Annotated in this window: 22 protein-coding genes; 8 read left to right on the plus strand and 14 right to left on the minus strand. The window is 72.5% G+C overall.

What is annotated here, in order from left to right:
- Window positions 1-28: 28 nt before the first annotated feature.
- Window positions 29-598, minus strand: a complete 570-nt coding sequence (locus tag IEZ01_RS23700; protein WP_189203646.1) for a hypothetical protein — start codon at window positions 596-598, stop codon at window positions 29-31.
- A 124-nt stretch (window positions 599-722) separates the two neighbouring features.
- On the opposite strand from IEZ01_RS23700, the gene IEZ01_RS23705 reads away from it, so the two are divergent.
- Window positions 723-1,640 (plus strand): SCO2400 family protein, encoded by a 918-nt coding sequence (locus IEZ01_RS23705; RefSeq protein WP_189203648.1) that lies wholly within the window; start codon window positions 723-725, stop codon window positions 1,638-1,640.
- 3 nt (window positions 1,641-1,643) lie between these two features.
- On the opposite strand, the gene IEZ01_RS23710 is transcribed toward IEZ01_RS23705, so the two are convergent.
- Window positions 1,644-2,093, minus strand: coding sequence for a MarR family winged helix-turn-helix transcriptional regulator (locus IEZ01_RS23710; protein WP_019886058.1), 450 nt, complete (start codon window positions 2,091-2,093; stop codon window positions 1,644-1,646).
- Window positions 2,094-2,183: 90 nt separating this feature from the next.
- Between IEZ01_RS23710 and IEZ01_RS23715 the strand changes: the two genes are divergently transcribed.
- Window positions 2,184-3,203, plus strand: a complete 1,020-nt coding sequence (locus IEZ01_RS23715) for an NADP-dependent oxidoreductase (RefSeq protein ID WP_189203650.1) — start codon at window positions 2,184-2,186, stop codon at window positions 3,201-3,203.
- Between the two features lie 62 nt (window positions 3,204-3,265).
- On the plus strand, window positions 3,266-3,688 hold the full coding sequence (locus IEZ01_RS23720; RefSeq protein ID WP_019886056.1) for an organic hydroperoxide resistance protein: 423 nt from the start codon (window positions 3,266-3,268) through the stop codon (window positions 3,686-3,688).
- Window positions 3,689-3,819: 131 nt separating this feature from the next.
- On the opposite strand, the gene IEZ01_RS23725 is transcribed toward IEZ01_RS23720, so the two are convergent.
- Window positions 3,820-6,360: a M14 family zinc carboxypeptidase gene (locus IEZ01_RS23725; protein WP_189203651.1), complete on the minus strand. Its 2,541-nt coding sequence runs from the start codon at window positions 6,358-6,360 to the stop codon at window positions 3,820-3,822.
- A gap of 111 nt (window positions 6,361-6,471) precedes the next feature.
- On the opposite strand from IEZ01_RS23725, the gene IEZ01_RS23730 reads away from it, so the two are divergent.
- Window positions 6,472-7,269, plus strand: a complete 798-nt coding sequence (locus tag IEZ01_RS23730) for an EI24 domain-containing protein (RefSeq protein WP_189203652.1) — start codon at window positions 6,472-6,474, stop codon at window positions 7,267-7,269.
- 31 nt (window positions 7,270-7,300) lie between these two features.
- Here IEZ01_RS23730 and IEZ01_RS23735 read toward each other — a convergent pair whose 3' ends face one another.
- Window positions 7,301-8,017, minus strand: a complete 717-nt coding sequence (locus tag IEZ01_RS23735; RefSeq protein WP_189203654.1) for a carbon-nitrogen hydrolase family protein — start codon at window positions 8,015-8,017, stop codon at window positions 7,301-7,303.
- An 84-nt stretch (window positions 8,018-8,101) separates the two neighbouring features.
- On the opposite strand from IEZ01_RS23735, the gene IEZ01_RS23740 reads away from it, so the two are divergent.
- Window positions 8,102-8,320 carry a hypothetical protein gene (locus IEZ01_RS23740; RefSeq protein ID WP_019886051.1) on the plus strand — a complete coding sequence of 73 codons (219 nt, stop codon included), beginning with the start codon at window positions 8,102-8,104 and terminating at the stop codon, window positions 8,318-8,320.
- Here IEZ01_RS23740 and IEZ01_RS23745 read toward each other — a convergent pair.
- On the minus strand, window positions 8,311-9,567 hold the full coding sequence (locus IEZ01_RS23745) for a pyroglutamyl-peptidase I (RefSeq protein ID WP_189203656.1): 1,257 nt from the start codon (window positions 9,565-9,567) through the stop codon (window positions 8,311-8,313). The two genes, IEZ01_RS23740 and IEZ01_RS23745, sit on opposite strands and share 10 nt — an antisense overlap.
- A 64-nt stretch (window positions 9,568-9,631) precedes the next feature.
- Entirely contained in the window at window positions 9,632-10,234 is a 603-nt protein-coding gene (locus tag IEZ01_RS23750; RefSeq protein WP_189203658.1) for a TetR/AcrR family transcriptional regulator, read from the minus strand.
- Window positions 10,235-10,363: 129 nt separating this feature from the next.
- Between IEZ01_RS23750 and IEZ01_RS23755 the strand changes: the two genes are divergently transcribed.
- Window positions 10,364-12,853, plus strand: coding sequence for a glycoside hydrolase family 3 protein (locus IEZ01_RS23755; protein WP_189203660.1), 2,490 nt, complete (start codon window positions 10,364-10,366; stop codon window positions 12,851-12,853).
- A gap of 15 nt (window positions 12,854-12,868) precedes the next feature.
- Here the strand turns inward: IEZ01_RS23755 and IEZ01_RS23760 are convergent, their stop codons facing one another.
- Both IEZ01_RS23760 and IEZ01_RS23765 read right to left on the minus strand, forming a co-directional pair.
- Window positions 12,869-13,786, minus strand: coding sequence for an aldose epimerase family protein (locus IEZ01_RS23760; protein ID WP_189203699.1), 918 nt, complete (start codon window positions 13,784-13,786; stop codon window positions 12,869-12,871).
- A 13-nt stretch (window positions 13,787-13,799) separates the two neighbouring features.
- Window positions 13,800-14,723, minus strand: a complete 924-nt coding sequence (locus IEZ01_RS23765; protein ID WP_189203662.1) for an SGNH/GDSL hydrolase family protein — start codon at window positions 14,721-14,723, stop codon at window positions 13,800-13,802.
- A gap of 271 nt (window positions 14,724-14,994) precedes the next feature.
- Between IEZ01_RS23765 and IEZ01_RS23770 the strand changes: the two genes are divergently transcribed.
- Window positions 14,995-15,489, plus strand: coding sequence for a DUF3145 domain-containing protein (locus IEZ01_RS23770; protein ID WP_028797489.1), 495 nt, complete (start codon window positions 14,995-14,997; stop codon window positions 15,487-15,489).
- A gap of 156 nt (window positions 15,490-15,645) precedes the next feature.
- On the opposite strand, the gene IEZ01_RS23775 is transcribed toward IEZ01_RS23770, so the two are convergent.
- The 5 genes from IEZ01_RS23775 to fasR all read right to left on the minus strand — a co-directional run bounded on the left by IEZ01_RS23775 (window position 15,646) and on the right by fasR (window position 20,522).
- Window positions 15,646-16,932, minus strand: coding sequence for a beta-ketoacyl-[acyl-carrier-protein] synthase family protein (locus IEZ01_RS23775; RefSeq protein WP_019886042.1), 1,287 nt, complete (start codon window positions 16,930-16,932; stop codon window positions 15,646-15,648).
- Window positions 16,933-16,994: 62 nt separating this feature from the next.
- A complete protein-coding gene (locus tag IEZ01_RS23780; protein ID WP_019886041.1) occupies window positions 16,995-17,243 on the minus strand; it encodes an acyl carrier protein in 249 nt (82 codons plus the stop codon).
- A 67-nt stretch (window positions 17,244-17,310) separates the two neighbouring features.
- Window positions 17,311-18,315, minus strand: coding sequence for a ketoacyl-ACP synthase III (locus IEZ01_RS23785; RefSeq protein WP_019886040.1), 1,005 nt, complete (start codon window positions 18,313-18,315; stop codon window positions 17,311-17,313).
- A gap of 15 nt (window positions 18,316-18,330) precedes the next feature.
- The gene (locus tag IEZ01_RS23790; RefSeq protein ID WP_019886039.1) at window positions 18,331-19,251 is read right to left on the minus strand and encodes an ACP S-malonyltransferase; all 921 of its coding nucleotides are present in this window, start codon (window positions 19,249-19,251) and stop codon (window positions 18,331-18,333) included.
- 89 nt (window positions 19,252-19,340) lie between these two features.
- Window positions 19,341-20,522, minus strand: coding sequence for a fatty acid biosynthesis transcriptional regulator FasR (gene fasR, locus IEZ01_RS23795; protein WP_019886038.1), 1,182 nt, complete (start codon window positions 20,520-20,522; stop codon window positions 19,341-19,343).
- A 79-nt stretch (window positions 20,523-20,601) separates the two neighbouring features.
- On the opposite strand from fasR, the gene IEZ01_RS23800 reads away from it, so the two are divergent.
- Window positions 20,602-21,261: a pirin family protein gene (locus IEZ01_RS23800; protein WP_189203672.1), complete on the plus strand. Its 660-nt coding sequence runs from the start codon at window positions 20,602-20,604 to the stop codon at window positions 21,259-21,261.
- A gap of 7 nt (window positions 21,262-21,268) precedes the next feature.
- On the opposite strand, the gene IEZ01_RS23805 is transcribed toward IEZ01_RS23800, so the two are convergent.
- Window positions 21,269-22,468 carry a L,D-transpeptidase gene (locus IEZ01_RS23805; protein ID WP_189203674.1) on the minus strand — a complete coding sequence of 400 codons (1,200 nt, stop codon included), beginning with the start codon at window positions 22,466-22,468 and terminating at the stop codon, window positions 21,269-21,271.
- Window positions 22,469-22,500 lie beyond the last annotated feature (32 nt).

Below are 22,500 nucleotides of genomic sequence, written 5' to 3' on the forward strand. Positions count from 1 at the left end.
GTGGGGGAGGTGCTTTGCTGACGGCCATTCAGAGCAGTCGCTGCAGCAGGCCCCAGGTGAACTCCGCGACCCGGTCCACCCCGTCGGGGGTGGTGAACGCGAGGCGCCAGCGGGTGGGGGCGCTGCCCTCCATCGGCCGGGCGGGCGCGAACGCCCGCGCGACCTCGTCGACGGTGCACGACCAGGGTCGCAGGTCCGCGGCCGAGCGCAGTGCGGGTCCGGCCGCCCCGGGGGCTCTGACCAGCCATTCGTTCCATACGGCGCCGCCGGGCCCGGCCAGTACCTCGAACCGCAGGTCCGGCCAGAGCGGTACGGGCCACAGCAGCGCGTCGCACTCCAGGTCGCCGATCCGGCGGCGGGCGCGGGTCTCGGGTTCGCCGAGGACGGCGCGGTAGCGGGCGAGCGCGCCGCGGCCGCGCGGGGCGCGGGACATGGCCTGCCAGCGGCGGTTGGCCTCGCGCATCTCGGTCAGGGAGGCGCCCAGTTCGCGGCGGGCGTCCTCGACGAGACCCGGCTGGTGATCGGCCATGCGGCGCAGCAGTACGAGCTGGAAGTCGAGCGGTCCGAAGGGCGCGGCGGCCCCTTTGGCGGGATTCATGACGGCCATCCTGCCCGGGTGCCGTGTCGGCGAGTGGGCGCGCCGTGACACAGCGGAGTCCACACAGGATCCACACAGTCACGGCTACCTCAGGTGTCCCGGGGCCACATAATCTGCGGGCGCCATGGATTACTGCCTTCAGTGCCGGCGGCATCTCAACGGCGCCCTGGCCTGTGCCGGGTGCGGCACCCCCGTGGAGGAGCTGCGGTACCACGCCCCCAGCGCCGCCCGGGCGCCCGAGCCCGTGCGCATGCCCGAGCCCGGTCCGGCGGCGGAGAGCGGCCACGGTCCCGGGCCCGAGGAGGGGCCCGAGGAGCCTTACGGCCCGGTCTTCGAGCTGGATCCGGTCGAGCGTCCCGCCGAGCGGACGAGCGACGGCGGCCGCTCCGCCCGGCGCGCCGCGACGCGCCGCGGGCCCGCGCGTCCCCGCCGGGCCCGGCGCCGCCGCGGCCGCAAAGTGCTGATCGGTACGGTCGGCCTGCTGATGGCGGCCGGCGCCCTGAGCCTGACCGAGCTGGCCATGGAACAGCCGGGCGAGGACGGCCCCGCGACGTCGGTGCGCCAGGATGACGTGGTCGAGACGGAGCTGCCGGCCGAGCCGTCGGAGGGGGTGACCGAGCCGCCGCAGGGGCCGAGCCCGGTGGACCGGCCCGCCTCGGCGACCTCGCCCGCCCCGCGGCCTTCGTCGACGTACCGCGGCCCGGGTAAGTCCACGGGCCCAGGCGACGGCGACAGCTCGGGGACCGGCACGGGCTCCGGTACAGGTACGGGCAGCGGCTCCGGTGACGGTACGGGTACGGACGCGGGAGCGGGCGCCGGGGGCGTGCCCGGCGCGGGCAGCGGTACGTCCGGTCCCACGGCCGGTCCGCCCCGGACGCCGTCCGCCTCCGCCCCGCGCCCGAGCGGCTCGCCCGGCGAGCGGCCCACCGCCACGCCTCCGGGCCAGCAGCCGCCGCCCGGCCAGGATCCGCCGCCCCCGCCGCAGGAGCCGGAGCCCACCCCGTCGGAGACGTGTACGCGGTTCCTGTGGTGGTGCGTGTAGCCGCTACCGCCCGGGTGTGTCCGTGCTGTCCGCGCCGAGCATGCGGCGCAGCAGATCGCGCAGGACGGTCCGCTCCTCCTCGGAGAGCTGGGCGAGCGGTTCGCGGGCGAAGCGGAGGGACTCGCGCAGCTCGCGGGCGGTGCGCCGGCCGTCGTCGGTGGCGGCCGCCAGTTTGACCCGGCGGTCGGCCGGGTCCGGGCGGCGCTCGACCATGCCCCGGGTTTCGAGGCGGTCGACGATGCCGGTGACGTTCGACGGTTCGCACTTCAGCTTCTGGGCGATCTTGCGCATGGGGACCGGCTCCAGGGCGAGCAGTCCGAGAACCCGTGCCTGGGCGCCGGTCAGCGCGTGCTCGGCGGCGGCCTGCTCGTACTCCTCGTAGTAGCGGGCCACGACCGAGCCGATGAGTTCCACGACTTCGGTGGTCAGGGGGTCTGTGTGTGGGGCGGCCATGGGCATCATCGTACCCAGATACTTGACAACATGAAATATCCAGGCGCATGGTTGTTTCAGGTAGTGAAGCTTTTTTAGGAGGCCCGCCCAATGTCCGCACTTCCCGCGTTTAGCCGTGAATGGCACCTGACCGCCCGCCCGCACGGCTGGCCCACGCAGGAGGACTTCGCCCTGCGCGAGGCCCCTGTCAGCGCCCCGGCCGAGGGCCGCGTCCTCGTCCGCAACCTGCACTTCTCGGTCGACCCGTACATGCGCGGCCGGATGAACGACGTGAAGTCCTACATCCCGCCGTTCAAGCTCGACCACCCGATGGACGGCGGCGCCGTCGGCGTGATCGTCGCCTCGAACGCCGAGGGCTTCGCGGTCGGCGACCACGTCCTGCACGGCCTCGGCTGGCGCGAGTACGCCGACGTCCCGGCCCAGCACGCCACCAAGGTCGACCCCGAGCTCGCCCCGCTCTCGGCCTACCTCGGCGTCCTCGGCATGACCGGCCTGACCGCCTACGCCGGCCTCTTCGAGACCGCCTCCTTCAAGGAGGGCGACGCCGTCTTCGTCTCCGGCGCGGCCGGCGCCGTCGGCAGCCAGGTCGGCCAGATGGCGAAGCTCCGCGGCGCCTCCCGGGTGATCGGCTCGGCCGGCTCCGACGAGAAGGTCGCCTACCTCGTCGACGAGCTCGGCTTCGACGCCGCCTTCAACTACAAGAACGGCCCCGTCCGCGACCAGCTGCGCGCGGCCGCCCCCGACGGCATCGACGTCTACTTCGACAACGTCGGCGGCGACCACCTCGAAGCCGCGATCTCCTCGCTCAACGTGCACGGCCGCGCCACCATCTGCGGCATGATCGCCGGCTACAACGACACCGAGCCGACCCCCGGCCCGCGCAACATGGCCATGATCATCGGCAAGCGGCTGCAGCTCAAGGGCGTCCTCGTGGGCGACCACTACGGCCTCCAGCCGCAGTTCGTCAAGGAGGTCGGCGGCTGGCTGCGCTCCGGCGAGCTGAAGTACCGCGAGACCTTCGTCGAGGGCATCGAGAACGGCGTGGACGCCTTCCTCGGTCTGCTCCGCGGGGACAACACCGGGAAGATGATCGTTTCGGCGACCAGCTAGTCTCGTCCCCAGCCGTCGCGATCGTGGGCGCGAGTCGCGGCGAACCAGAGAAGGAAGAGCAGATGTCCATCCAGCACTCCGAGGTCCTGTACACCGCTGTCGCCACCGCGGAGAACGGCCGCGACGGCCGGGTCGCCACGGACGACGGCCAGCTCGACGTCGTCGTCAACCCGCCGAAGGCGATGGGCGGCTCCGGCGCGGGCACCAACCCCGAGCAGCTCTTCGCCGCCGGCTACAGCGCCTGCTTCCAGGGTGCGCTCGGGGTCGTCGCCCGCAACGAGAACGCCGACATCTCCGGCTCGACGGTCACCGCCGAGGTCGGCATCGGCAAGAACGACGACGGCTTCGGCCTCATCGTCAAGATCTCGGCGACGATCCCGAACGTGGACGTCGAGACGGCCAAGAGCCTGATCGAGAAGGCCCACCAGGTCTGCCCGTACTCCAAGGCGACCCGCGGCAACATCACGGTCGAGCTCGCGGTCTGATGTTTTGAGGGCTCGGCTCACTCGCCGATCTGAGCCCCGGACCGGACCGAGGCCCGCACCCCGACCGACCGGGGTGCGGGCCTCGTTCCTTTCATCGGCTCATCGGCTCATCGGCTCATCGGCTCATCGGCTCAGCGGGCCAGCAGGGCGCGTCCGACCTGGGCGAAGAGGCCCTTCGGGTGGTCGCGGAACAGGGGCTCCGTGCCGAAGAGGACCACCGGCGCGCCCTTCGCGTGGCCGCTGACCACCGACGCCTGGCCCGCCGCGTTCCGGGGGCCGCCCGTGCCGTTCTCGGCCGGGCGCCAGTGGCCCGACACGAGCGGGGCGCCCGTGCCGTACGTCTGGTCGGCGCGGACTCCGGCTCCCAGGGCGGTGAACCAGAGCGGCGAGTAGACGAAGGAGTGCGCGGGGGCGCCGCCGGTGACCGGGCCGCCCGCGTTGCGGACCCGTACGACGCCGTTCGCGGCGCCGTTGCCCTCGACCGCCGTCACCTTCAGCAGCCCGGCCGCCTTGTTGAACGCAGCGCCCTGGGCGCCGAGTCCGACCACGCCCACCCCGCTCGCGGCGAACGCGGCCCGCGCGGCGGGCGTCAACTCCCCGTGGTCCAGGCCCTGGGAGACGTACAGCACATCCGCCCGGCCCCAGTCGAAGCCCGCGTTGAGGATCTCCGTGGAGACCGGCACGGTCTCGAAGCCCATCTCCCGCAGCGCGGTCAGCTCACCGGCCGACACCGCCGCCGCGATCCTGGTCCGCTTCAGCGGCGCCACGCCCCGTTCCCGGGTGGCCGTGAACACCACACCGAGCCGGTCGGCGAGCACCCGCGCCCGGCCGCGCGCAGACGCCGGGACCACCGCCCCGCCGTTGCCGGTGCCACGCACGGAAACGCCCTGAGCGAGCAGCGCGTTCAGCGCGGTGAGCTCCTTCGGGTCGTCCAGGCGCAGCAGCAGGTCGCCGCCGGGCGCCACATGTCCGGTCGGCGCGGCCGCCAGGACCTGGCGCCCCGGCACCTTCACCGGCCCGCGCGTGACCTTGTCCACGCTCGCGCCCCACAGCAGCCCCAGCGACCAGCCCGAGATGTCGTACATCGTGGAGACGTCGGTGCTGATGTCCCGCCCCTCGGCGAGGATCACATTGGCCAGCCCCCGCTTGGGCTGGCGCATGTCGACGACATACGAGCCGGCGGCGTACGCACGCCCGCCGAGCCGGAAGCCCTTGCCCGCCCGTATCACCTTCACGTCGTTGACCAGCAGATGGTCCACCAGCCGTGCCGCGGCCGTGGCCGACCTCTGTGTCCGCCCGGCCGGGATGACGTACGCCTTCGGGAAGGTGGTCGTGTAGACGTCCTCCGGCCCGATGCCCGGCACTCCCGGCACGGTCCGCTCCGACACCGGCCGCTGCGCCTCGCCCGCGGCCCCGCGCCGAAACGTTTCGATCTGGTCGGCGAGCACCGAGGCGCGGTTGCGGTACGTGTAGTCGAGGGTGGCCCGCATCGCGGCGCCCGCGACGGCGACGTTGATCGAGGCCCGGCGGCGCAGCTCGACGACCGGCAGGGTGTCGTACTCCTCGTTGTTCACCGCCATCGGGAACTCGATGGTGTGCGCGGCCACCGCGCCCTGGAAGGGCATGTACTGCGGTGTGAAGATCGGCGGCCAGTCGTCCCAGCCCTCCTTCTCGTCGCGGAAGGGGATGACCGCCGGCCGGACGCCGTCCTTCGCGGGCGTGTACCCGAGGCCGTTGACCGCCTTCTCCATGCCGAGCGCGTTGGCGTAGGAGTTCTTCAGGAAGAGGTCGTACTCGTAGTTCTCGCCGTGCGGCGGGGTCGTCGGCTCGATCAGCGTGCCGTTGACGTAGCCGTGCAGGTCGAGCATGACGGCGGGCTGCTTGTCGATCGCGATCCGCCGGATCGCGCGCGCCTCGGGCTGGGAGCCGGTGATGAAGTCCCGGTTGAGGTCGAAGCCGTTGCCGTTGGCCCGGGTGCCGGCGATCCGGCCGTCCGGGTTGGCGGTCATGTTGAGGTGGATCCGGGTCCGCGCCAGCAGGTCGGCGGTCTTGCGGTCCTTGGCCTTGGCCAGCCGCTCGATCAGCTTGAGGGCCGCGTCGGTGCCCTCCCACTCGTTGCCGTGGATGTTGTTGTTGATGAAGACGGGCGTCTTGTACGCGGCCTTCACCCGCCGGTCCTTGGCCGCGGCCGCGGGCGCGTTCTCGATGAGCTCCCGCATCCGCTCCTGCTCACGGCTCTGCGCGGCGCTCTCCGGCGCGGTCACCGTCACCAGATAGAGCGCGTGCCCGCCCGCCGAGTAGCCGGCGACCTCCGCGCTGACCCGGTCGCCCAGCTTCTGCAGGGCGTTGAGCTTCGGGGCGAGGGAGTGGTACGGGGCGAGGCCCAGCTTGACCGAGGCGTCGGCCGGGTTCAACGGCGGCGCTTTCAGTACCGTCCGCCGGGGGTAGCCGGTGTTCTCGCGCAGCCGGCCGGCGGCGAGGGCCTCGGCCTGGGGCAGCGCCGCGCGGGGCGCCCCGGCCGCGGCGTCCTTCGCCGTGCGTCCGCCGCCCTCCCGTACCGGATGCTGCCCGGGCCTGCCCTCGTGGGCCGTCGCGGGCAGCGGCGTCATCAGCAGCGCGCCCGCGACGGCGGCACCGGCCGTGGTGATCAGAACAGGTCTCCGTAGCGGCATCCGTACCCAACCTCCGTCAGTGATCAGTACGGAGGGGTCTACCGTCTCAATCCAGGAACAACAAGAGGGCGCCCGGCCAGGACACGTCCGTGCCGCGGTTAGGGTGGCCGCATGCGTGATCTTGGGGTCGGTTTCGGCTATCTGATGAAGGGCCAGCGGTGGGTGGCCGGGCACGGGCGGTGGTTCGGTATCGGGCTGCTGCCCGGACTGATCACCCTGGTGCTGTACGCGGGCGCGCTCCTCGGGCTCGGTTACGGCGCCGACGACCTGGCCGCCTGGGCGACGCCGTTCGCCGACGACTGGTCCTCGCCCTGGCAGGGCATGTTCCGCGGCTTCCTCACCGCGCTGGTCTTCGTCTTCGGGCTCTTCCTCGCGGTGATCACGTTCACCGCCGTGACGCTCCTCGTCGGCCAGCCCTTCTACGAGTCGCTCTCCGAGGAGGTCGACCGCACCGAGGGCGGCGAGGTGCCCGAGTCGGGGCTGCCGCTCTGGCGCGAGCTGTGGATCTCGGCGCGCGACAGCCTCAGGGTGGTGCTGCGGGTGGCGCTGTACGGGATCGGGCTCTTCGCCCTCGGTTTCATCCCGGTGATCGGACAGACCGTCATTCCCGTGCTCGGCTTCTGCGTCTCCGGTTTCTTCCTCGCCGAGGAGCTGACCGCGGTGGCGCTCCAGCGGCGGGGCGTGGAGCTGAAGGAACGCCTGCGCATGCTGCGTGGCCGCCGCATGCTCACCCTCGGTTTCGGTGTGCCGCTGGCGCTGGCCTTCCTGGTGCCGTTCGTCGCGGTGTTCCTGATGCCGGGCGCGGTCGCCGGGGCGACGCTGCTCGTACGGGACCTGGAGGCGCCGCAGCAGCCGCCGGAGCCCGCGCCCGCGCCGTACGGCGCCACTCCCTCCTTCCACAAGGCCTGACCCGGGCCGCGCTCGCCGAAGGGTGCCGTGTTCACAGCGGCAGTTCGGCGAGTGCGAGCCCGGGCGCGGCCGTGCCCGCGTCGGCGATGATCGTTCCGTCGGGGGCCCAGACGGCGCTGCCGCCCCGGCACTCTCCCTCCTCGCTCGCTCCGACGGCGTTGCCGAGGACGACATGGAGGCCGTTGTCCCGGGCCCGGACGGGATAGACCTTCTCGAACGAGTCGTTCTCGGTGTTCAGCACCGAACTGGCCAGGTAGACCTGGCAGCCGTCGGCGGCCGCCTGCTCGGCGATCTCCGGGAAGCGGTTGTCGTAGCAGGTCGCCAGCGCGAACCGGACGCCGTCCAGGATGAACCGGCCCGGCGCCGAGCCGGCGGCGAAGACCTCGTTCTCCCACCCGTGCAGGTGCGTCTTGTCGTAGCGGGCCAGGAGCCCGCCGTCCGGGCCGATCACGAGGCTGGTCACGGCGGGCCGTCCGGTCGCGGTCCGCACCGGGCCGCCGACGACCGCGACGGCGCCGGTGGCCCGGCACGCCTCTCGGACCGGCTCCAGCCGGGCGTCGTCCTCGGTGAGCCACAGCGAGGGATCCCGGTGGATCAGGGCCGGCTCGTACCCGGTCGCCGCCAGTTCGGCGAAGACCACGACCCGGGCCCCCCGCCCACCCGCCTGCCGCACGAGCGCGGCCATGGCGCGGACGTTGGCCTCGATGTCGCCCCGTACGGACGTGAACTGAGCTCCAGTGACGATCACAGTCATATCATCGTCCCCATGCGGCCCGGCGCGCCATGCCCCGGGCCGTGGCGCAGCCGCGCCAATCTCAGGGGGGAGTCGTCCATGGCCGCGCTCGGTGTCTTCTTCGGCCTGCTGGCCGTCGGGGTGCTGTGTCTGATCGTCACGCTGGTGCGGCGCGGCAGTGGCCGTACGGAGAACGTGGAGGGGCTGCTCATCGAGCAGCAGCGGCGGCTCCAGGCGCACAGCGACCGGAACACCTACCACTCCACCGTCGTGCACAACACCCCGCACGGCCTGGACGGCCGGCGCCGTCAGCCCTGACCGGCCGCCGCCACCGCGACGATCGAGCGGACCTGGGCGACGATGTCCAGGCGGTTCTGGACGAACTCCGGGTCGGTGACCGTGCCGGTCGCCGGGTCGGTGTTGTCCGGGGCGAACTGGAGGACCGGGGTGTGGACATGGCCGCCGGGCAGCTCCGGGCGGCCGATGCGGTCGCGCAGCAGGGTCGCCCGGTAGGCGATCTCGTTGGAGAGGTAGTTCCCGCCGCCTCCGGCGCGGGCCGTGGACCCGGCGGTCGGGCCGTCGGCGCGGGTCACCGGGGCGCCGCCGCCGGCCGGGATCTCGGTGACCGAGGTGTTGTCGTACACCGGGAAGCGGCCCGTCGGCGCCGCCGTGATCCGCGCGTACGGCAGGGTCGTCGCCGTCCACTGCGGCTGGGAGGCCGGGTCGGCGACCGGGACGGTCTCGGTGCGCGCGACGTTCTCGTTGTCGGGGAAGCCGCCCCGCCAGGCGCCGTTGAACCGCTCGATGTCGAACCGGCCGATCCGGCCCTGGCTCACGGTCGTGAACACGTCGGCGCGCGGCAGGACGGGCCGCAGGGTGCGCTCGACCGTGCCGTCGGCGAAGTCCTGCCAGCGGACCGGGAAGACGGCCGTCTCGACCCGGGCCCGTCCACCGTCCGCGGTGCGGATCCAGGTGCCGTCCAGGGCCAGCGCGGACGCGCCGGACGGGTTGCTGATGCGGATGTCCCGGTCCAGCGTGAACGGGTCGAAGCCGGTCAGCACGATCCGCCGGACGCCCTTGCCGGCCGGGAAGTTCATCGAGTCCTGGCCGCGTGAGGTCACTTCGAGCCGGTCGAGAAGACGGGCACGGCCCTCGTCGGTCAGCCCGAACCTGGGCTGCCACAGACGCAGTTCGCGGGTCATGGCGAGCCGCGCCCAGTACAGCGGGCGGTCGTCGTCCCGGCTGAGGTCGCCGACGGCCGGACCGCGGCCCTGCGCCCGGTCCACCGCCCGCCGCCACAGCGCCGACCCATGCCGGACGGCGGCCCGCTCGGCCTGCGGGTAGGTCTCGGCGCGCGCCAGGGACCGGCGGAACTCCCGTACCGCAGCGTCGAATCCGCTGCGCCGCATGATCTCCTGCGGTACGGCCCGCTCCAGCCGCGCCTCCTCGACCGTGGCCGTACCGGCGGCCGCGGGGGAGGAGGGGGAGGCGGTGGCGGGCGGCGCGCCGAGGGTGAGGGCGGAGGCGGCGAGGGCCAGGCCGAGGGCGGTGCGTATCCGTGACACGGGAGTCCTTCCGTAGCGGTCCCGGCAGTATCACCGGCCGTACGTAACTCCCGCTACGGTGCCCTCAGTTGTCCCCTGTGTTCCCCTCTGTCCCGTCCTGGGGCGCGGGCCCGCGCAGCAGGCTCAGGAAGTCCCGGAACGCGGCCGGCATGTCCACCGCCCTCGGGTCGAGCAGCCATTGGTACTGCAGGCCGTCCATCACCGCCGTGAGCAGCGGCGCCGCCTGCTCCGGGGTCAGGCCGCCCGGCAGCCGCTCGCCGTACTCCGCGCGCAGCACGTTCGCCATCTCCGACCGGACCTGGGTGTAGCGGTGGGTGAAGAAGTCCCGTGCCGGGTGCCCGTCGGTGACGCTCTCGCCGAGCAGGGCGGAGAAGGTCTGCACGATCCCCGGCCGCATCGCGTTGTACTCGACCAGGGAGTCCAGCAGCTCCAGCCGCCAGCTCTCACGCCCGGTGCCGCCACCGGTGTCCCACTGGTCACGCTCCTCCAGGACGGCGACGAGCAGCGCCTCCTTGGTGGGGTAGTAGTGCAGCAGCCCCTGCTGGGTGAGGCCGACCCGCTCGGCGACCGCGCTCAGGGAGGCGCCGCGGTAGCCGCGCTCGGCGATCACTTCGAGGGCGGCGCGGAGGATCTCCGCCCGCCGCTCCTCGCTCCTGGCCCTGGCCATGCCCGCCCGCTCTCTTTCCGACACCTGCCGTCCCTGTCTGCCGACAGGACCGTACGCCATACGAAAGTCACCCTTCGATGGTCACGTAATGATAACGAACCCTACCGATCTACAGGTAGGGGGGCCACCATGGGGCACCAGCGGGGACCAGGACTTCGACGAGGAGGTACGGCCGTGGCCGGAAACCAGGCGGACAGCATCCGTGAACAGGCCGTGGAGAGCGCGCTCGGCAAGCTCGATCTCGACACCAAGGCACGCCTGCTCGGCGGCCGCGACATGTGGTCGCTGACCGCGCTCCCCGAGATCGGACTCGCCCCGCTCGTCATGTCCGACGGGCCCATCGGGGTGCGCGGCGTCCGCTGGACCGCCGACGACCCCTCCATCGCGCTCCCGTCCCCGACCGCGCTCGCCGCCACCTGGGACCCGGAGCTCGCCCGCCGGGCCGGCCGTCTCCTCGCCCAGGAGGCCCGGCGCAAGGGCGTCCACGTCCTCCTGGCGCCGACCGTGAACCTCCACCGCTCCCCGCTCGGCGGCCGCCACTTCGAGGCGTACAGCGAGGACCCCCTGCTCACCGGCGAGATCGGCACCGGCTACGTCCTGGGCGTCCAGGACGGCGGCGTCGGCACCACCGTCAAGCACTTCGTCGCCAACGACGCCGAGACCGACCGGTTCACCGTCGACAACGCCATCGACGCCCGGCCGCTGCGCGAGGTCTACCTCGCCCCCTTCGAGGCGATCGTCAAGAACGCCCGGCCCTGGGGCATCATGACCGCCTACAACCAGGTCAACGGCGTCACCATGACCGAGCACCGCCACCTCGTCCAGGAGGTCCTGCGCGGCGAGTGGGGCTTCGACGGCGTCAACGTCTCCGACTGGATGGCCGCCCGCTCCACCACCGGCTGCATCGAGGGCGGCCTCGACCTCGCCATGCCCGGCCCGGTGACCGTGTACGGCGAGGCGCTCGCCGCCGCCGTCCGCGCCGGCCAGGTCGACGAGTCCGCCGTCGACGCCGCCGTACGCAACGTGCTGCGCCTGGCCGCCCGCGTCGGCGCCCTGGACGGCGCCCCGCCCGTCGTCACCGAACTCCCCGCCCCCCTCGACGGCGTTGCGCTGGCCCGCGAGATCGCCCACCGCGGCTTCGTCCTCGTACGCAACGAACGCTCGGCGCTGCCCCTCAAGCCCGGCAGCGTGGCCCTGACCGGCGCGGCCGCCCGCGACGCCCGCGTCCTCGGCGGCGGCTCCGCCCAGGTCTTCCCCGACCATGTCGTCCCGCCGCTCGACGGGCTCACCGCCGCGATGCCCGAGGGAAGCCTCAGCTACACCGTCGGCGCCGACCCCAGCGACGACCTCACCCCCGCCGACCAGGGCTTCACCCTCAAGGCCGTCTGCCGCGGCTTCGACGGCGAGATCCTCGGCGAAGGCAGCCTGCCGAGCGGCCAGGTCCAGTGGATCGGCGACGACCTGCCCGCCGGAGTCACCCACGACACCCTGGCCTCCATCGAGATCACCGGCACCTTCACCCCGCGCGAGAGCGGCGAACACGCCTTCGGCACCCGGGGCCTCGGCGCGTTCACCCTCACCGTCGACGGCCGCACGCTCTACGAAGGCGTGCAGGTGATGGGCGCCGAGACCGACCCCTTCGAGGCCTTCTTCGGCGCGCCGATCGAACGCGGCCGGGTCGAGCTCACCGCCGGCCGGACCGTCGAGGTGTCCCTGAACCATCCGCTCGACCGGGAGTTCGTGGCACCGCTGCCGGCCGTCATGTTCTCCCTCGTCCACCTCGCCCCGCGCCGCGATCCCGACGAACTGATCGCCGAGGCCGTCGAGGCCGCCCGCGCCGCCGACACCGCCGTCGTCGTGGTCGCCACCACCGAACGGGTCGAGTCCGAGGGCTTCGACCGGCGCGACCTCGCCCTGCCCGGCCGCCAGGACGACCTCGTCGCCGCCGTGGCCGCCGCCAACCCCAACACCGTCGTCGTCGTCAACGCCGGCTCCCCGGTCGAGATGCCCTGGCGCGACGACGTCGCCGCGATCCTGCTCAGCTGGTTCCCCGGCCAGGAGGGCGGCGCCGCCCTCGCCGACGTCCTCACCGGCGCCGAGGAGCCCGGCGGCCGGCTGCCCACCACCTGGCCGGTCCGCCTCGCCGACGCCCCCGTCACCGAGGTCACCCCCACCGACGGCACCCTCGCCTACACCGAGGGCGTGTTCATCGGCCACGGCGCCTGGGACCGGGCCGAGACGGCCCCCGCGTACGCCTTCGGCCACGGCCTCGGCTACACGAACTGGTCGTACGACACGCTGGAAGTCACCTCGGACTCCGCCAAGGTCACCCTCACCAACACCGGCACCCGCCCGGGCCGCGAGACCGTCCAGATCTACCTCGCCCCCACCCACGACACCGCCGCCCGCCCGCCCCGCCTCCTGGCCGGCTTCGCCCAGGCCCAGGCCGCCCCCGGCGAGAGCGTCGAGGTGGAGATCCCCCTGGCGCGCCGCGCCTTCGAGATCTGGGACGAACAGACCGGCGCCTGGACCTTCGTCCCCGGTACGTACGAGGTCAGGGCCGCGCACTCCCTCGCCGACGAACGCCTCACGGCCACCATGGAGTGCAGCGGTCCCTGACAGCCGCCCCGAGCCTCAGCGCGTACCGAACGCGTACGTCGTCTCCGACGCGTACACCTCACCGGGGCGCAGCACCGTCGAGGGGAACTCCGGGCGGTTCGGGGAGTCGGGGAAGTGCTGGGTCTCCAGGGCGACACCGGTCAGGCCGGGGTCCGCGTAGACCTGGAGCCCCGGCTCGGTGGTCGACACCGTCAGCGTCCGGCCGGTGGCGGGCGCGTACAGCTCGGCGGCCGGACTCCCGGGGTCCAGGACGAAGTTGTGGTCGAGCGGGCCGTCGAGGGGGCGGCCGGTGCGGAAGTCGAGCCGGCCCGCCACCGGCGCCAGTTCGCCGGTCGGCACCCCCGTGCTGTCCGTGGGCGTCCAGCGGGCGGCCGCCACCCGCAGCTCGTGCGGCCCGCCCAGGTCCCAGTACGTGTGGTTGGTCAGCGCCACCACCGTCGGCGCGTCGGTCACCGCCTGGTAGGCGATCCGCAGCGCCCCGGCCGCGTCCAGCGTGTACGTCACGGAGACCTCCAGGCGGCCGGGGAAGCCCTCCTCGCCGTCCGGGCTCACCCGGGAGAGCCGTACGCCGTGCTCGACCGGCTCCGCGTCCCACACCCGCTTGTCGAAGCCGCGCGGGCCGCCGTGCAGGCTGTTCGGCCCGGCGTTGCGGGTGAGCTGGTACGTGCGGCCGTCCAGGGCGAACGAGCCGCCCCCGATCCGGTTCGCGTACCGGCCCACCAGCGCCCCGAAGTACGGGTCCGGGTTCTTCAGATAGCCCGTCAGCTCCTGGAAGCCGAGCGCCACATGGGAGACCTTGCCGTCCCGGTCCGGCGTCCGTACGGACTGCACCACACCGCCGTACGTCAGGACCCGTACGCGGGTGCCGCCCCGCTCGACCGTCCAGCGGTGCACGACCGTGCCGTCGTCCAGCTTCCCGAAGAATTCCATGATCACCGACTCTACGTCAGGCGCGCGGCGGGGCGGGCGGCTCGGCGGACGTCACCTGACGGTAGGCGATCTCCGCCAGCCGCCGCTGGCCGTCCTTGCTCGGATGGAAGAAGTCCAGCGGGCTCAACTGCCCCGTGCCGAAGGAGAAACCGAAGACCGCGCCGCCGTCGTAGCGGCAGCGGGTGTCCCGCGCGCAGACCTCCTTCAGCGCCTCGTTGTACGCCACCACCCGCTCGCGCACGAGGGAGCGCCGGTGCTCGGCGGTGTGGCTCAGGTCGTCGGGGTCCGCGAGCATCGAGGCGCAGATCCCCAGCTTCCAGATCTCCTTGCCGAGCGGATTGTCCTTCCCCGCCGACCACAGCCGCTTCAGGTCCGGCACGCTCGCCACATACACCTGCGCCTTCGGCGCCCCGGCGCGCAGCGTGTCCATGGCCGCCTGGAAGTCGGCCTTGAACCGCGTGACCGGCGTCATCAGTTCGGTGCTGTCCCGGCAGGCGTCGTTGGCGCCCACCATCACCGTCACCAACTCCGGCTTCTCGGCCGCCGCCTGCTCCATCTGCGCGGGCAGATCGTCCATCCGGGCGCCGCTGCGGGCCAGGTTCCAGCTGCGCTCGGCTGCCCCCGGCGCGCCGAGCAGCCGCAGGGCGAGGCTGTTCACCCCGGTGTCCGTCCCGGTCGCCCAGGAGACCTCGGGGCAGTCGGCCAGCAGCGTGCAGGCGTCGAAGCCGCGGGTGATGGAGTCCCCGACGGCGGCGATCGAGGCGGGGGAGGGGTCCCACACAGGGGTGGGCCGCGGTGAGGCCGGGCGCGGCTCGGTCCTGCTCGCCGCGTCGGCGCCGCCGGCGCTGCAGCCGGACAGCGCGGTCAGGCAGAACAGCACCCCCGCGGCGAGCGTGGCGGCGGCCCGCGGCCGCCGTCGGTCCGGTCGGCTCTCTCGCATCCCCTGGCCCCTCCCTCAGGTCTGTCCGGGCGTCCTGGCGAGTGAAAGCTTCGTGTCCCTGGGCCCCCGGAGCGGCCGTACGTCACCCCAAGGGCGGTGCGGCACGGTAGCTTTTCCCCCGTCGAACCAGAGGCGCCTTTGCCAACCGGCTCCGGTAAATTACATCACGTCACATGCTGTCCCTTTTGCGAGGGTTTGTGGAGTTTTACTCCCGATGCTGTTTACTGAGGCCGCTGGGAAAGGCGAACCTCGTCCCACACTGGAGGTCCCGGTGACGACACGTGGAGTCCTGTACGTACACTCCGCACCGCGCGCGCTGTGCCCACATGTCGAATGGGCGGTGGCGGGCGTCCTCGGTGCGCGGGTCCAGCTCGACTGGATCCGCCAGCCGGCCGCCCCGGGCACCTGGAGAGCCGAGTTCTCCTGGCGGGGCGAGTCGGGCACCGCCTCCAAACTGGCCTCGGCGCTGCGCGGCTGGCAGATGCTCCGCTTCGAGGTCACCGCCGAGCCGTGCCAGGCCGCGGAGGGCGAGCGCTACAGCGCCACCCCCGACCTCGGCATCTTCCACGCGGTCACCGGCATCCACGGCGACATCCTCGTCCCCGAGGACCGGCTGCGCGCCGCGCTGGCCCGCTCGGCGCAGGGCGAGACGGCCCTGGAGGCGGAGATCGCCAAGCTCCTGGGCAAGCCCTGGGACGACGAACTGGAACCCTTCCGCTACGCGGGCGAGGGCGCCCCGGTGCGCTGGCTCCACCAGGTGGTCTGAGCCGGGACACACAGCGGCCCGCACCGGGAATCCGGTGCGGGCCGCTGTGTGTGGCCTCTCCCTCGTGCGTCCCTCGCACTGCCCGGCCCTGGGGGGCCGGACAGGCTTCGGGTCGCTGCGCCGGACTCCGCCCGGCGGCCGGGGCTGAGGCCCGAGTCAGACCGTACGGAAGGCGAGAACCACGTTGTGGCCGCCGAAGCCGAACGAGTTGTTGATCGCGGCGATCGTGCCCTGCGGCAGCTCACGCGGCTCGTCGCGGACGATGTCCGCGTCGACCGTCTCGTCGAGCTCGTCGATGTTGATGGTCGGCGGGGCGACCCGGTGGTGCAGCGCCAGGACCGTCGCGACGGTCTCGATACCGCCCGCGCCGCCCAGCAGGTGACCTGTCATCGACTTGGTCGCCGAGATCGCCACATGGTCGAGGTCGTCGCCGAGCACCTTGCGCAGCGCCTTCACCTCGGCGACGTCACCCTGCGGGGTGGACGTGGCATGGGCGTTGAGGTGGACGACCTCGGCCGGCTTCAGGTCGGTGGTGTCCAGCAGGTTCTGCATGGCGGCGGCGATACCGCGGCCCGTGGGCTCCGGCTGAGCGATGTGGTGGCTGTCGGCCGACAGGCCCTGGCCCAGCACCTCGCAGTAGACCCGCGCGCCACGCCGGGCGGCGTGCTCGGCCGACTCCAGGACGACGACACCGGCGCCCTCACCGAGGACGAAGCCGTCACGGCCCGTGTCGTACGGACGGGAGGCCTTGGTGGGCTCGTCGTTGTTCTTGGACATCGCCATCATGTTGGCGAACGCCGCGATGGGCAGCGGGTGGATGGCCGCCTCGGTACCGCCGGCGACGACCACGTCGGCCCGGCCGGTACGGATCATCTCGACGGCGTAGCCGATCGCCTCGGCACCCGACGCGCACGCGGAGACCGGGGTGTGCACGCCCGCGCGGGCGTTCACCTCCAGGCCGACGTTGGCGGAGGGGCCGTTGGGCATCAGCATCGGCACGGTGTGCGGGGAGACGCGGCGTACGCCCTTCTCCTTCAGCACGTCGTACTGGTCGAGCAGGGTGGTGACACCGCCGATGCCGGAGGCGATGACGGAGCCGAGCCGCTCGGGCACGACCGTGGAGCCCGACGCGTCAGCGTCTGATGTCACAGTGCCGGCGGGGCCGGTGAAGCCCGCGTCGGCCCAGGCCTCGCGGGCCGCGATCAGCGCGAACTGCGCGGAACGGTCCAGCTTGCGGGCGAGCGGGCGGGGAAGCACGTCCTCGGGGTCGACCGCGGCGAGCGCGGCGATGCGGACGGGCAGTTCGGCGAAGCGTTCGCCTTCGAGGGGCCGGACGCCGGAGCGCCCCGCCAGCAGACCTTCCCAGGTCGAAGCGGTGTCGCCACCCAGCGGTGTGGTTGCGCCGATACCGGTGACGACCACGGTGCGATTGGTCGAGCTCACAGGAATTTTCTCCACGTGTGTGATGGTCGAATGCCGGCGCCACCGCTGGGTGGCGGACCGCATCAGCCCTGGTGCTTCAGGATGTAGTTGGCGGCGTCGCCAACGGTCTTGAGGTTCTTGACGTCCTCGTCGGGGATCTTGACGTCGAAGCGCTCCTCGGCGGCGACAACGACCTCGACCATGGACAGCGAGTCGACGTCCAGGTCGTCGGTGAAGGACTTGTCGGTCTCGACGTCCTCGACCGGGATACCGGCGATCTCGTTCACGATCTCCGCGAGACCGGCGACGATCTCTTCCTGAGTGGCGGCCATGTTGGCGCTCCTTCGATGTGTATCAGAGGGTGTAACGGCGTTTCCGTCCGGAAGATCCGTACGGTGCCTAGGGGAGGGTAACGACCGTCGCGGCGTAGACGAGACCCGCCCCGAAGCCGATGACGAGTGCGGTGTCGCCACTCTTCGCCTGGCCGGTCGCCAGAAGCCGCTCCATCGCGAGCGGAATCGAGGCGGCCGACGTGTTGCCGGTGGTCTCCACGTCACGGGCGACCGTGACGTGCTCCGGCAGTTTCAGAGTCTTCACCATCGAGTCGATGATCCGCATGTTCGCCTGGTGCGGGATGAAGACGTCCAGGTCGTCCGCGGTGATACCGGCGGCGTCCAGGGCTTGCTGGGCGACCTTCGCCATCTCGAAGACGGCCCAGCGGAAGACCGCCTGACCCTCCTGCGTGATGGCCGGGAACTTCTCGACCTGGCCGCCGTCACGGTAGTCCGTCCACGGCACGGTCTGCTTGATGGTCTCGGACTTGTCGCCCTCCGAACCCCACACCGTGGGGCCGATCTGCGGCTCCTTCGCGGGGCCGACGACGACCGCGCCCGCGCCGTCGCCGAACAGGAAGGCCGTCGCGCGGTCCTCCAGGTCGGTCAGGTCGCTGAGCCGCTCAACGCCGATGACGAGGACGTACTCCGCCGAGCCTTCGACGACCATGCCCTTGGCGAGGGTCAGGCCGTAGCCGAAGCCCGCGCAGCCCGCCGAGATGTCGAACGCGGCCGGCTTGTTGGCGCCGAGCTTGTCCGCGATCTCGGTGGCGACGGCCGGGGTCTGCTTGAAGTGCGAGACGGTGGAGACGATCACACCGCCGATCTGCTCCGGGGTGATCCCGGCGTCGGCGATGGCCTTGCCGGCCGCCTCGACGGACATCGCGGCCACGGTCTCCTCGTCGGAGGCCCAGTGGCGGGTGGCGATGCCGGAGCGGGAGCGGATCCACTCGTCCGAGGAGTCGATCGTCTCGAGGATCACCTCGTTCGGCACGACCCGGGTCGGACGGTAGCCGCCGACACCCATGATCCGCGCGTACGGGGCGCCCTGGCTGGGCTTGATCTTCGACATGCTGACGGCTCCTTGTCAGGCCTGGGTGGCGTGCTCGGTGAGCAGCGTGCGGGCCGCCTCGAGGTCGTCGGGGGTCTTCAGCGCGAGGGTGGCGACACCCGGCAGGGCGCGCTTGGCGAGACCGGTGAGGGTGCCGCCGGGGCACACCTCGACGAGGGCGGTCACACCGAGCTGCTGGAAGGTCTCCATGCACAGGTCCCAGCGGACCGGGTTGGCGACCTGGCCGACCAGGCGGGCGACGACCTCGGCGCCCGTCGCGACGGTCTGCCCGTCCTTGTTGGAGACGTACGGCACGGCCGGGTCGGCGACGGAGAGGCCCTTGGCGGCCTCCTCCAGCGTGGCGACCGCGGGGGCCATGTGGTGCGTGTGGAAGGCGCCGGCGACCTTGAGCGCCACGACCCGGCGGACGCCCTCGGGCTTGTCCGCCTCCAGCGCGGCGAGCTGCTCCATGGTGCCGGCGGCGACGATCTGGCCGGCGCCGTTGACGTTGGCCGGGGTCAGCCCCAGCCTCTCCAGGTGCGGCACGGTCACCTCGGGCTCGCCGCCGAGCAGCGCCGACATGCCGGTCTCGGTGACGGCGGCGGCCTCGGCCATCGCCAGTCCGCGGGTCCGTACGAACTTCAGCGCGGCGGTCTCGTCGAGGACACCCGCGAACGCGGCCGCGGTGATCTCTCCGACGCTGTGACCGGCGACAGCGCCGGGGTTTACGTCACCCAGTGCCGAGGCGGACAGCAGTCCGGCCGCGACGAGCAGCGGCTGCGCGACGGCGGTGTCGCGGATCTCGTCCGCGTCGGCCTTCGTGCCGTAGTGGGCGAGGTCGAGCCCGATGGCCTCGGACCACGCGGCGACGCGGTCGGCGGCACCGGGGAGGTCGAGCCAGGGGGTCAGGAAGCCGGGCGTCTGAGCGCCTTGGCCGGGAGCGACGAGTACGAGCACCCTCACACTCTCTCTTGTGGACGGGCCCGGACGCCCGTGGGGACAGGGACGAAGAACCGTCAGGGGAATTGTTGGTGTTCGACAAAAGTCTAGGACTGCGGATCAGCGTCGGCCAAGCGCCCCAGGATCAGCGCGATTCGGAGCGTGAACGCCGAACGGACATCGGAGGGTGACCAGCCGGTGACATCGGTCACACGTCGGAGCCGGTAGCGCACGGTGTTGGGGTGGACGAACAGCATCCGCGCGGCCCCTTCCAGGCTGCTCGCCTGCTCCAGATAGACACTCAGTGTTTCGAGAAGTGCCGACCCCGCTTCCTCCAGTGGTCTGTAGATCTCCTCCACCAGCTGCTCACGCGCCGCCGGGTCCGATGCGATGGCGCGCTCCGGGAGCAGATCGTCCGCGAGGACCGGCCGCGGCGCATCCTGCCACGCCGAACACGCCTTCAGACCGGCCGCCGCGGCCTGGGCGGAGCGTGTCGCGGCCAGCAGGTCGGGGACCACGGGGCCGGCCACCACGGGCCCGGCCGCGTACGGCCCGATCAGGGATTTCGCCACATGCAGGGGGTTGTCGCTGCCGCCGGCGATGACGACCAGACGGTCTCCGAGCACACCGGTGAGGACCTGGAGCTTGGCGTGCCGGGCGGCCCGCCGGATGGCCTCCACGGTCAGCTCGCTGTCCCCGTCGGGGGCGGTGCCGAGCACCACGCAGACGTGCTCGGGAGAGTTCCAGCCCAGGGCGGCGGCGCGGGAGACGGCGCCCTCGTCGGCCTCGCCGGACAGGACCGCGTTGACCACGAGCGATTCGAGGCGCGCGTCCCAGGCGCCGCGGGCCTCGGCGGCCTGCGCGTAGACCTGGGCGGTGGCGAAGGCGATCTCCCGGGCGTAGACGAGCAGCGCCTCCCGCAAGACCGATTCGTCACCGGGTGCCGCGACCTCCTCGATCGCCGACTCCATGACCTCGATGGTGGTGCGGACCATCTCGACGGTCTGGCGCAGCGTGATCGCCCGGGTCAGCTCGCGCGGGGCCGTGCCGAAGACGTCGGTGGAGATGGCCTGCGGGGTCTCGGGGTGCCGGAACCATTCGGTGAACGCGGCGATACCGGCCTGGGCGACCAGCCCGATCCACGACCGGTTCTCGGGCGGCATCGCCCGGTACCACGGCAGCGTCTCGTCCATGCGCGCGATGGCGTTCGCGGCGAGCCGCCCGGAGGACTGCTCCAGGCGCTTGAGGGTGGCGGAGTGCGGGTGGGCGGCGTTCGCGGGTTCAGGCACGGGGACAAGACTGCCTTATCGGGACGGTGTCCCGCCCCGCCGGGGCCCGCTGTCCCGCCGTCCGCCTACCCTGGACGCCGTGACAGACGTACGGCGCTCCGGTGACCGCTACGCCGGAGGGGATCCGGCCGCCGGGATCGAGACCCGGCACGCCTTCTCCTTCGGCTCCTTCTACGACCCCGGCAACCTCCGCTTCGGCGCGCTGCTCGCCTGCAACGAGGAGCGGCTCGCGCCCGGCGCCGGGTTCGAGGAGCATCCGCACAGCCACACCGAGATCGTCACCTGGGTCGTCGAGGGCGAGCTGACCCACCGCGACTCGGCCGGCCACGCCACCGTCGTACGCCCCGGGGACCTCCAGCACCTGTCCTCGGCGTCCGGGGTGCGGCACGTGGAGCGCAACGACGGCGACCGGCCGCTGGTCTTCGTCCAGATGTGGCTGGCGCCGCTGACCCCCGGGGGCGAGCCGGCGTACGAGGTGGTCCGCGGGATCGCCGACGCGACGCCGTACGCCCTGCCGGCGGCGGGGGCGATGTTGCACGTCCGCCGGCTCGCCCCGGGCGGGCGCACCGCCGTCCCCGACGCCCCGTACGTGTACGCGCATGTCGTACGGGGCGGGGTGCGCCTGGGCGACGAGGAGCTGGGGCCCGGCGACGCGGCGCGGCTCACCGGCACCGCCGGCCTGGAGCTGCGCGCCCTGGAGGCGCCCGCAGAGGTGCTGCTGTGGGAGATGCGGGGCTGAGGGGGCGTCAGGCTCGGGTGGCGAGCGCGCTCTTGGTCCGCCACTGCTCCCAGGTCACGTTCCACGCGCCGTAGCCGTTGCCCTCGGCGACCGTGCCCTTGGTGTCCTCGCCGCTGATCTCGAACGGGTCGCCGACGCGCACCTGCCCGTAGAAGTAGGCGGCGTCGGAGTCGTTCATGCCGATGCAGCCGGAGGACTTGTTGGCCCGGCCCATCCACCGCGCGTTCCACGGCGCCGCGTGCGCGTACATCCCCGACCAGGTCAGCCGCATCGAGTGGTCGACCATCTTGTCGTAGGCGTCGCCGAGGCCCACCGTCTCGGAGTTCATGTTGATGGTGCCCTCCTTCGCCATCAGCACGGCCGTGCCCTTCCAGGACCGCTTGTCGCCGCCAGGGGTGCCGCCGGAGACGGGGATCTCGCGGACCCGCTTGCCGTCGCGCTCCAGCGTGAGCTTCTTGGCGTCGAGGTCGACGCGGACGATCTGCCGGGCGCCGACGGTGAATCCGGTGAGGTAGTCGCGTACGAACCAGCCCCCGCCCGAGTCCGTGCCGTTCAGCTGGGCGTCGAGGGTGACCTTCGTCCCCGCCTTCCAGTAATCCTTGGGCCGCCAGTCCACCCGGTCCTTGCCCGACCAGTCCTTCAGCCAGCCCCAGGACCCCTCGGTGCCGTTCGAGGTGGTCACCTTCAGCTGCTTCTCCACGTCCGCCTTGCGGGTCACCGGACGGTCGAAGACGATCGACAGCGGCTGACCGACCCCGACGGTGGTGTTCTTGCCCGGCGCCAGCGTCAGCCGGTTCACCTGCTCGGCCTCGGCGGTGGAGAACGACGCCTGCGTGGCCTGCGTACGGCCGCTCTGCGTCCGGGTCGTCGCCCGCACCGTGTACGTGGTGCCGGGCGCGGCCTTGCGGTCCGACGTCCAGGACGCCCCGTCGGCCGACGGGCGGCCGGGCAGCGTCTTCCCCTTGGCGTCGGTGACGGTCACCACGCTCAGGGTGCCGCCCTTCGCGGTCACCACCACCGGCTTCCCGGCGCTCACGCCCTTCCCCGACGGCGTCACCGTCACCGTCGCCGGCCGCTCGGCATCCCCGCCCGCCTTGGCGTCGTCCGGCGGCGAGGCCTTGAGGCCGCCGCCGGACGAGCAGGCCGAGAGCGCGACGCTGAGGACGACGGCGGCCACGGCCGCCTGACGCGTGCGTATGGAACTCACAGATCCTCCGTAGAAGAGGGCGGACTGGGGTG

The sequence above is a fragment of the Streptomyces purpureus genome, from assembly GCF_014648195.1.
GTDB lineage: Bacteria > Actinomycetota > Actinomycetes > Streptomycetales > Streptomycetaceae > Streptomyces > Streptomyces purpureus.